This is a genomic window from Dyadobacter bucti, assembly GCF_005869225.1.
GTDB classification, from domain to species: Bacteria; Bacteroidota; Bacteroidia; order Cytophagales; family Spirosomataceae; genus Dyadobacter; species Dyadobacter bucti.
Genome location: NZ_SWFP01000020.1, coordinates 38832 through 48001 on the forward strand (window position 1 = coordinate 38832; position 9170 = coordinate 48001).

The 9170-nt window shown below is 43.8% G+C and carries 8 protein-coding genes and 1 pseudogene; 5 read left to right on the forward strand and 4 right to left on the reverse strand.

What is annotated here, in order from left to right; genetic code table 11:
- Positions 1 to 173: 173 nt before the first annotated feature.
- From FBF61_RS33085 to FBF61_RS33095, 3 genes are all read left to right on the forward strand, one after another.
- A complete protein-coding gene (locus FBF61_RS33085) occupies positions 174 to 470 on the forward strand; it encodes a hypothetical protein (protein ID WP_138485277.1) in 297 nt (98 codons plus the stop codon).
- A 1160-nt stretch (positions 471 to 1630) separates the two neighbouring features.
- The gene (locus FBF61_RS33090) at positions 1631 to 2305 is read left to right on the forward strand and encodes a VTT domain-containing protein (protein ID WP_138485278.1); all 675 of its coding nucleotides are present in this window, start codon (positions 1631 to 1633) and stop codon (positions 2303 to 2305) included.
- Positions 2302 to 2517, forward strand: a complete 216-nt coding sequence (locus FBF61_RS33095) for a hypothetical protein (RefSeq protein ID WP_138485279.1) — start codon at positions 2302 to 2304, stop codon at positions 2515 to 2517. The genes FBF61_RS33090 and FBF61_RS33095 overlap by 4 nt, the downstream gene beginning before the upstream one ends.
- 380 nt (positions 2518 to 2897) lie before the next feature.
- Here the strand turns inward: FBF61_RS33095 and FBF61_RS33100 are convergent, their stop codons facing one another.
- Together FBF61_RS33100 and FBF61_RS33105 are read right to left on the reverse strand one after the other, a co-directional pair.
- Complete coding sequence (locus FBF61_RS33100) at positions 2898 to 4454, reverse strand: hybrid sensor histidine kinase/response regulator (protein ID WP_166444687.1); 1557 nt, start codon at positions 4452 to 4454, stop codon at positions 2898 to 2900.
- Positions 4455 to 4483: 29 nt separating this feature from the next.
- Positions 4484 to 4792: pseudogene (locus tag FBF61_RS33105) on the reverse strand (ATP-binding protein); the annotation flags it as partial.
- Between the two features lie 108 nt (positions 4793 to 4900).
- Here FBF61_RS33105 and FBF61_RS33110 point away from each other — a divergent pair.
- Entirely contained in the window at positions 4901 to 5089 is a 189-nt protein-coding gene (locus tag FBF61_RS33110) for a hypothetical protein (protein WP_138485282.1), read from the forward strand.
- 1187 nt (positions 5090 to 6276) lie between these two features.
- Here FBF61_RS33110 and FBF61_RS33115 read toward each other — a convergent pair.
- Both FBF61_RS33115 and FBF61_RS33120 read right to left on the reverse strand, forming a co-directional pair.
- On the reverse strand, positions 6277 to 6975 hold the full coding sequence (locus tag FBF61_RS33115) for a DsbA family protein (protein WP_138485283.1): 699 nt from the start codon (positions 6973 to 6975) through the stop codon (positions 6277 to 6279).
- Positions 6972 to 7943 (reverse strand): manganese catalase family protein, encoded by a 972-nt coding sequence (locus tag FBF61_RS33120; protein ID WP_138485284.1) that lies wholly within the window; start codon positions 7941 to 7943, stop codon positions 6972 to 6974. The genes FBF61_RS33115 and FBF61_RS33120 overlap by 4 nt, the downstream gene beginning before the upstream one ends.
- A gap of 317 nt (positions 7944 to 8260) precedes the next feature.
- Here FBF61_RS33120 and FBF61_RS33125 point away from each other — a divergent pair, with 317 nt between their 5' ends.
- The gene (locus tag FBF61_RS33125; protein ID WP_138485285.1) at positions 8261 to 8806 is read left to right on the forward strand and encodes a YciE/YciF ferroxidase family protein; all 546 of its coding nucleotides are present in this window, start codon (positions 8261 to 8263) and stop codon (positions 8804 to 8806) included.
- Positions 8807 to 9170: the final 364 nt, after the last annotated feature.

A 9170-nucleotide genomic window follows, 5' to 3' on the forward strand; every position in this document is an offset into this window, starting at 1 on the left:
TCTAAAATTAATTTCTTTTCTGAATTTTATGTTTGTAAATTTACAACTGTAAAAATAAAAACGTAAAAATGACTTATCTTAGTGCTCAACCGCAATTCACAACTTCATAGGATGATATCTGTTACCCTGTAAATTCCGTGTGGCTGGCCGAGCTGTTGCCCGATTACGAAATCATGGCCACAGACAAGCAGCAACTTATCGTTTGGCAGCCTTTTCGCGAGACCAAAACAGTTTTCGGTATTCAAAGCGCTGACTATGCCATAATACCCAACCTATTAATTAGAGGGGTTGTTGATAAGCTCTTTGCTGACAATCAACTGGAAATAAAATATACGTCCACAGGTGAATTCAGTATGAATATCATTCTGGCAGAGCAACTCTGTATTGGTGGCGAGCAGTTGCAGCGGAGCATGATCTTGACAAACAGTACAATGGGAAAACCCCTTTTAGCATACAAGGCAGGACATTAGCAGCCATGCTGGACGGTTCCGGGATACCAACCACGAGTATGTACCGTGCTGTTTGTCAAAATGGGCTCATGGGCTGGGCCGATACCTTTTCTGAGCTACCGAAATATCAATCCTGGTTGAAGCAACCCAGTCAGGGAAAAGAAAAAAAAACAAGCAGCAAACAGTCGCGCGAGCATAAAAAAAGATTCAGCCAGACAAAAATCCACCATAGTAGACAGACGCCTGAGCTGTTTCAGGAGCAACTTTACCAGTTGCTGGTCAAAAGTACAACAGTCCGACCCTGACGACTAACGTATATGAACATTTTCAGCAAAAAACCCTGGACAGAGCAGATAAAAAAATGATGAAAACACCGCCAATTCCCGTTCAGCTGGCGAAGCAGGCCTACGAGCGGCTTAAACTCGAGCAGCGGCTTTTTAATCGTGATTCGTCTTACTAGTTGATGTACAATGCTGTCAATCACGCCCTCGTCAATGCGCGCAGCAGTCTTTCAATAAACGACCGCTATAAGCTTGATGAAAGGGTTTTTCATCAGCTTGCGGCAAGTTACTTTATCTAATATCAGATAGTAGCTGCACAATAATGGGAGGAAACCCAAAACGTTTAAAATAGGATAAAATATGCATGCACCTAATTTGAAGCACCGAACCGCTCCGTCCGAAATTGTGCTGGCCAAAATGGAAGAGATTATTTAAGCACTAGGAATGAGTGCCAAAAACGCCCTACCCTTTCAATCGGCGCTTGGACATTTCATTTTCGCCAATTTTCATCCAGGAGAATAAAGTCATTCTTTCAAGCGAGGGGGTTGACTACGAACATACAGGGTTTAAGTAAAAGCTCGTTTGACATTAATGATTCTACCAAGACCCGGTTCGTGTCTATACTAGGACGGATAGCAAAAGCACATGAGGGGATCTCTCGTCAAGAGCGTTTTTTTGTGCATCAATTCTGGTCGGAGATCCAAAAGAGCTTTTGAATTTGACATAAAAGACGCTTCTAACTTTCCCAATTCTTCACCTATTATCAAGATGATTATGGAAAATCAACAAACAAGACAGAAAGACGAAATGTGGACTGCGATGCTGTACGCATTGGTGATCATGCTTATTTATCTCATCATTTGCTTTTTGATGCTTAGTGTCAAATAAAATATAGTTTTAATGGAATTTTTTAACCAACTCTTTGATGTGTTCTTCCAATTGGACAAACATCTGGGAAATATTATTGAGCAGTATGGGGCATTAGCCTATGTTGTACTTTTTATGATTATTTTTATCGAAACCGGGGTTGTCTTCATGCCTTTTCTACCGGGGGATTCCCTATTGTTTGCCGCAGGAATGATGGCCGCAAAATATCCCAGTTCGCTCAACATCTGGCTTGTAATTGTGCTACTTCTGATAGCTGCGATACTGGGCGATAGCTGCAATTATCTGATCGGGCGCCATTTCGGGACCAGAATCCAACAAATGCGCATGTTCGGGAAGCGAATGATAAAGCCTGAGCAGCTTGCCCAAACGCATGGTTTTTACGTAAAATATGGTGCTTCCACCATAGTCATAGCCCGATTTGTCCCGGTTGTCCGTACCCTGGCACCTTTTGTGGGCGGTGTTGCGGCAATGAATTATAGTAATTTTTTAAAATTTAATGTCCTTGGGGCAATCCTTTGGGTGGTTAGCCTTTCTCTTGCTGGCTACTTTCTGGGCAGTATCCCACTAGTCAGGGACAATTTCGAGAAAGTAGTATTAGGCATCGTTGCATTATCCGTATTGCCGATATTATGGCAGTTACTTAAAGCGAAGTTGAGTCCTGCCGGCCAGCCGAAGGAGATAGTGTGAGTATAGTTATGATGGGCGCACGTGACGCGGACGTCCGCTACCCGAATGCTTCAAATGATCAACATTTCAGCAAAGTTGGCTTTGTCCCTCTTGTGAATTTTTACGTAGGCTACAACTCTGGTGAGCATTGGACAGCTATTCTGGAAGGAGATGCCCTGGCTTCAGAATATGGCAGGGCAGAAGATATCTTCGCTGGTCTTTCTACCATATAAAGCCAAATTTTGGTATAAAATTGGGTTACCGGGTTGTCGAAGGCGGGGCTGGTAACGGCCAGACATATTTACCTGGATCAATTACGCTACAGCGGGAATATTGATATCATTAAAAAACGCGCTTCCTCCCGTTTGTGCTGGTCTGGTCTGCTATCTTTTTAAGCGACTTAAAACCTGGGTAACAATCGCTCAGAGTGAGGGGGCTTAAATCGAATGTGAAACATGATATTGCCTTAGAAAGCAAAAGGCAAAATAGTAACGAACAAAGCCATCAAATGTATAGAAGGATCGACATTAGGGTATAGCCATTAACGCAACCAGTTCGTTAATACAAAACGATGTTCAATGCATTAGCGCAATGCATTGAACATAAAGACCAACTACAATGTGATATTAAAAACAGCGCCGTTGTCGTTTAAAACGGAGATACTGCCACCATGGGCGTTCACGTAATTTTTTAGGATGGCCAGGCCCAGGCCTGTTCCGTTGCTTTTATCCTTGGTTACAAATGGCTTAAAAAGCGCTTTTAGCAGGCTCAGCGGTATACCCGGGCCATTGTCCCTGACCTGTATGGAAACCAAGTCAGTTTGCTGGCGGGCTATGATTTGAATTTGCGGCCCGCTGACCTGGTGATCCAGGAGTGCATCAACAGCGTTATTAATAAGGTTGATAATCACCCGTTTTAGTTTGCTTTGGTCACCCTGAACAGTCAGTTCATCGTCAGCTTTGATTTCAATCTGCACTCTGTCAAGCGCGTCTTTTGGAGCTAACTGATGCAGAGCGCTCTCAAGCAGCGGTTTAAGCAGTAGGGTTTCCTTTTCAACTGGCGTTTCTCTGATGAAGTCCAGAAAGTCCTCAAATATTTCAGAAGCCTGCCGGGCTGATCTGTCGACCATATCCAGCCAATCGCTTTTGTAGCCTTCCTCACGGATTATACCGGTCAGAAGTTGTATGTTCCCAATTGCAGGCCGTAAATCGTGCATGACCATGCCGATCGCCCTGCCCACAGCCGAAAGCTTCTCCTTGCGAATGAGCTCTTCGTTCATTTCCGCATTACGGATCGCCTGGGCAGCATTTTGCACAAATAACCGCAGCAGATACATCTTTTCAGTGTTTAGCCTGCCATTTTTTTTTAGTACAGCAAATACCGAATACCCATTTAAGCGTGCAAGTACCAGCTCATCAAGCTGTACCACTTCTTCAGCAGAAATTTCTATTTCCCTGACGCGATTTACCAACTCTTTAATGTTAATCTTTTCTTCCATCGCCCCGATCGATAAAACCTTTTCATAAGAGAAGTCGTCCTGAAGCTTTCCTAAAAAGGCCATATCCGTACCGATGGTCGCGGCAAGCTGGTCCAATATGTTCTTTAATAAGGAATTAAGCTGCCGCTCATTTAATCCGATAGAGGCAATAGATTCAATCAGGCTTTCCAAGTTGCGCAGGCGGCTGTAATCAGTTACTGCTTTGGTAGCCAGCTGTATGATTTCCTCAGAAGCATAGGGTTTGCAATGATAACCTACGTTCTGGCCTGCCTGCTCGATAATTTCCTCAATGGAATGGTCGGTAAAGGCGGTAACAAAGATGATCTCGGCTTTACTGTCAAATTTTCTGATCTCTATCGTAGTTTCCAGTCCATCCCAACCTGGCATGCGCATATCCAGGAAAATAACGGCATACGGGCTTTTGTTTTTAATGGAAGCTTTTACTTTTTCAAGCCCTTCCATTCCATTTGATGCTTTTTCTACCTTAAAAACGGGAATATTGCTGGTAATCGGTGTCAGTATCGGGGTCGGCGCGTCAAAAAGTATGCTGGCTGCATGGTTTATCTGCTGACTTTCAATGGATTGATGCCGGGGTACAAGTATTTCTTCCATATTATCTCTGACCATTTCCTCGTCATCAATAATTAATACAGAGGTATTAATTTCATTCATCTTTATTAAAATCTGGTTTTGGTTATTCATTAAAAGGAAATGGTCGTTTTGCTGCCCATACCTGCCCCTTTGCTTTCCATGGAAATAGTACCTCCATGGCTCTCAATAATGGATTTACAATTGTAAAGGCCCAGGCCCGTACCAGTACTTTTAGTAGTATACCCCCGATCAAAAAGGTGTTTTGCTGTTTGCTCATCAAATCCTTTTTCGGAATCCGAAACGACTAACTGAACACTATCGTCAGAACCGCTTAGGTCAATACTGATTGTTTTAACAATGGCGTCCGTATCGATCGCTTCAATACTGTTTTTGAGGATGTTCAGTAGGACCTGCATAAGCTTTGTGCGGTCGCTTAACCCAGAAGCTTTGTATTAAACCATGGGGCTGTTGAAAATTTAAATTTTATGATTTTATTTTGCCTTACAAATCTTTAAAGCGCTAGTCCTATGGGAACTTTAACTTTAACAAGTGATTTTCCAGGCAATAAGGTGGAGATACGTAAAGACCTGATTATCGCCTTGGAAGATCTGGAAAACGCCAGAATATTCAGTCGAAACAAGACAAGGATTCATATTAAGGGAGGGGTGTTTAAGGACGTCCTTGAAGATATCCCTAAAATCAAGAAATTGTTCTGAGTGCCCAGCGCCCGATTTTCTATGTGAGAGTCGCTTTAATGCAAAACCTTTTCCAATTCTTTTGTCAGATCTGAAAGGGAATTTAGTTTTTGCACCAGGATCATATTGTGCCGATCAAGAAAATTCCATAAATCCCTTCATTGTGCATCCCCGATAAATGAATATTTTGCGGGATCGCAACTTATCGGTTCCCCGTAGGTCTGTAAGACCGGGTTGCAAAAGCAACCAGAGTACCTGATTAGAAAAATAGAAATTCAGCTCCTGATCCAGGAAGGCCAAAAATTTGAGACTTTAAGGAACAGGTCCACTCCCGGGACCCAGCTGGCTTATCTGAGGATCTTTCATATTCGCCAAAGAGTTGCCCGGCCTTTATATGTTTCTGGGATTACACTGGATTGTGATAACCAACTGCATCAACACGCCTTACATGTAGTATTCCCGACCACCAAACCACTACTATTAAGCGTTTTATTTCCAGCTGCTATCGGGATGGATTGCACAACCAGAAGGGCTGTTTTTCAGATAAACCTCAATTCCTGTTGAGGTACTTTACTATTGGGTGATCGTTGGATGTGCTTAATAAATCCAAATGGTGGCATACATTTTAGGGTGATTAAACTCTTATAGCCTACAAAGACATGATTAACAATGTCCCAAGCGCTTTAAAGGCTTACTCTTGCTAGAAAGTGACAGGATTGACTTTTTAATTAAAAAACAGAAATTGAGAAAATGGATATGATGGCAAGACGGGATTACGCCAAATCGCTGCTCTCGAGAAGATCTGACAGAAAAGAAAATCCGATCCACTATTCCACAATAATATAACTGGTATATAGCAGTTCCTTATCAATTTTAATACATTGACCATATAAACGCCGAGTTCTAAATCGCTTATGTGTACATTCTTAGCTTAAGCACCCGCCTTAGATTCTTCGCTGTCCTTGTAGCTAAAAAACTTGATATGTAAAAATTGCGGAAAAGCAATCTCCAGACCCCAAACTAAGGACAGGTCTGGAGTCACCCCGTGCACGAGGTAATCTGGCCATAGGCGTGAAGGGTTAGGCGATGTTACACTAAAATTGCGCCAGAAGCCAAAGAGCAATACGAGTCACAGCTGCCCCAAGGGCAATCCATTTAAAATCAAATGGCTGGCAGCACGCCAAAAAAGTAGCTCGCAAACTTCTTAGTTAAGAACCCATCCTCGCTTTCACAATCTCGGGGGCAACTTGACGCAAAGCTTCTACAAGTGCTTCATAGGGACGGTAACCTGTTATCATCACGCCCCGGCCATTTAAAGTAAGGGTTAGCGACGGAAACCTGCCGATGCGGTTATATCGCACTTTTTGTAAATCTACTCGAAATTCCTGCCGGCTCTGCTCGTCATTGAATTCATTTTCAAACCTTCCCATGTCAAAAATTTCAGGATAGTCGACGGCTGTGTCTTGTGCTATCTGCATCAAAATCTCTGGTTTGGAAATGTTTTTTGCACCAAGCATAACGGCTCTTCTTAGCTCGCCAAGAAACACTTCTTGCGCGCGCATGGACTGTCGTCCTGCGGACTTCACAGCAATGCAGGCCGGAAAGGAAGATGCGGGCGGATCAATGACCCAAAGCATATCATTGATATCGGTGCCTGTAAGGTGATGTACTTCCAACCAGACAGGTCCCATTTGGACCGGTCTGCTCACTGCATAAAGCGGATCGTTAAACCTTTCCCAGTCCGGTATGAGTCCTGACATGCAATACTGATAGGAGATATACGTGGAGTATTCCTGCAAAAAACGTTGCCAGTGGGTTTCAAACGCCCAGCTCCAGCAACAAAGCGGATCGGTGTAGTACACAATCTCTACCCGGTCCGCTCGTGGCTTCAATTTTTCTGTAATCATTTCTTCTTTTTAGGCTCTTCGATAATCCCGCCGTCCTTGGTATAGGTGCTCGACTGCATATCTATTTCCTGGGTCGCACTCTTTACTTCCTCGCTGCGGATCTGGCTCATGCTTTTATCCAGTTTTGCAACTTTGGCCGCAGTACGATCGGTTCCAGTCGGTTTCAGGTCTACAAGTCCGTTACTGCTCATCACGTGTTCCAGCGGATCTTCAATAAACTGCCAGGTCTCCCCAAGCTGCGTACTGGTACCGTCATTCCACGGACCCCGGGCGTCCATACCAGTCGACATATTATAGTATAAGTTGCTATACCTAGGTTCACCTTGAAGGACCCCAGGTGGGAAATTCGGCTGTATTGTATTCAGCGCCGCTTCAAACATTTGATAATGGGCTATCTCTCTGGTCATCAGAAAACTCAACGTGTCCTTCACATAGGGATCGTCGGTAAACTTCATCAGATACTCATAAACTATTTTCGCCCTTGATTCGGAAGCAATATTGGAACGCAGGTCAACAGTCAGGTCACCATTGGCGGTGACATAAGCCGCAGTCCAGGGAATACCATTACTATCTGTCAAGGCCGGGCCTCCACCGGTCAGCACTCCGAAGTGCGGATTAACCATGGCCTCGTGAATAAAGCCTTCCTTAGCAGCCTGACCGCCAAGCAGCTGCATGATCTCGGATTCCTCTGCTGCGTTTTTTAGTTCGCCATTTACGCCGCTAAGCAGCATCTGAATAGTTGCGCCAACAATTTCCAGATGGCTGAATTCTTCTGTGGCAATGTCCATCAATAGGTCGTACTTATCCGGATAAGGATTTTTACAGCTAAATGCCTGCACAAAATACTGCATGGCAGCTTTAAGCTCCCCATTGCTTCCCCCGAACTGTTCAAGTAACAGACGTGCAAACTTAGGGTCTGGCTTTGACACACGGGCATTAAACTGTAATTCTTTTACGTGGTAGAACATAGTTTGGGCTGATTAGTGATATGGCTTCTTAAAAAAAACCCATGCCAATAGTTGGCCGGCTTGATGCGGCCAAGATCTGAACAATTAATTGATCGTTTGCTTTTGTGATGCAAGCCTCCATTATCAACACACAAGCCTATATACATTCAATTAAAGGAATATATAGCCACTATCAGTAGCGCTACTAGCATGAAGCTATCAGTACCTAACCCTTTCGAGCGGCACCATCATTTTGCATTTTTTTGCTGGTATACATTTTATAGGTTATACGCTTTGATAACAACAACAGTCTTTATTTCCAACCTAATACCATTATTATGAAATCCACAAAAAGCAAGACAACAGCCACAAAACAGATTACCGAGCAAGATGGCGAAAAACTGAAAGAGTTATTCGTTGATGGTCTTAAAGACATCTACTGGGCCGAGAAGAACCTGGCAAAGGCGCTTGTCAAGCTTGCAAAAAATGCAACATCCCAGGAGCTAAAATCTGCTTTTGAGCTGCATACCACACAGACCGAGCAGCAGATCGTGACTGTGGAGCAGGTCTTTGAAATTATCGGTGAAAAAGCGCAGGCCAAAAAGTGCGCTGCAATGGAAGGCCTTATTGAAGAAGCCAATGAAATCATCGAAAGCACCGAAAAGGGAACGATGGTCCGGGATTGCGGACTGATCATGGCAGCCCAAAAAGTGGAGCACTATGAGATTGCGTCTTACGGTACGCTAAGAAACATTGCCCGCACACTTGGCTATGAGGATGCAGCAACCCTTTTACAACAGACGCTGGACCAAGAAGGCGAAACAGACCATATTTTGACCGAGCTTGCAGAGTCATACGTCAATGAGCAGGCTAGTGCTGAATAAACAGAATTGCAATTCGAAAGAAAGCTGGCACCTCTGCCAGCTTTCTTTGTTGTAAGGGCCCCCAATGGAAAGACCTACACTTGTGCATGGACTCATCTATTTTCTATTTTACTGCTTGCGTTTGTTTGGGACTGCCAAAATTTTCATAGTGCGCATCAGCACTATTCATGGTAACGCCATTAACGCAATCCTCACAAACCAGGTCCTCGGTCATGATGCCGATCTGGCGCTGATATTTTGGGGTAAACTAAAGAAAGGGAGAAAAACCGTCACGACTTTCGTGTAGCATTTTTACTTGGCATGAGTCCGGAATATTGAATTCTAAGGCGTTAGGTTCAAATCCATAATCGAGCCCAAATCAAAC

Bases quoted from the DNA above. Each gene is read 5' to 3' on its own strand.
- FBF61_RS33085 (WP_138485277.1), top strand. From the start codon at position 174: ATGGCCACAGACAAGCAGCAACTTATCGTTTGGCAGCCTTTTCGCGAG.
- FBF61_RS33090 (WP_138485278.1), top strand. From the start codon at position 1,631: ATGGAATTTTTTAACCAACTCTTTGATGTGTTCTTCCAATTGGACAAA.
- FBF61_RS33100 (WP_166444687.1), bottom strand. From the start codon at position 4,454: ATGAATGAAATTAATACCTCTGTATTAATTATTGATGACGAGGAAATG.
- FBF61_RS33110 (WP_138485282.1), top strand. From the start codon at position 4,901: ATGGGAACTTTAACTTTAACAAGTGATTTTCCAGGCAATAAGGTGGAG.
- FBF61_RS33115 (WP_138485283.1), bottom strand. From the start codon at position 6,975: ATGATTACAGAAAAATTGAAGCCACGAGCGGACCGGGTAGAGATTGTG.
- FBF61_RS33120 (WP_138485284.1), bottom strand. From the start codon at position 7,943: ATGTTCTACCACGTAAAAGAATTACAGTTTAATGCCCGTGTGTCAAAG.
- FBF61_RS33125 (WP_138485285.1), top strand. From the start codon at position 8,261: ATGAAATCCACAAAAAGCAAGACAACAGCCACAAAACAGATTACCGAG.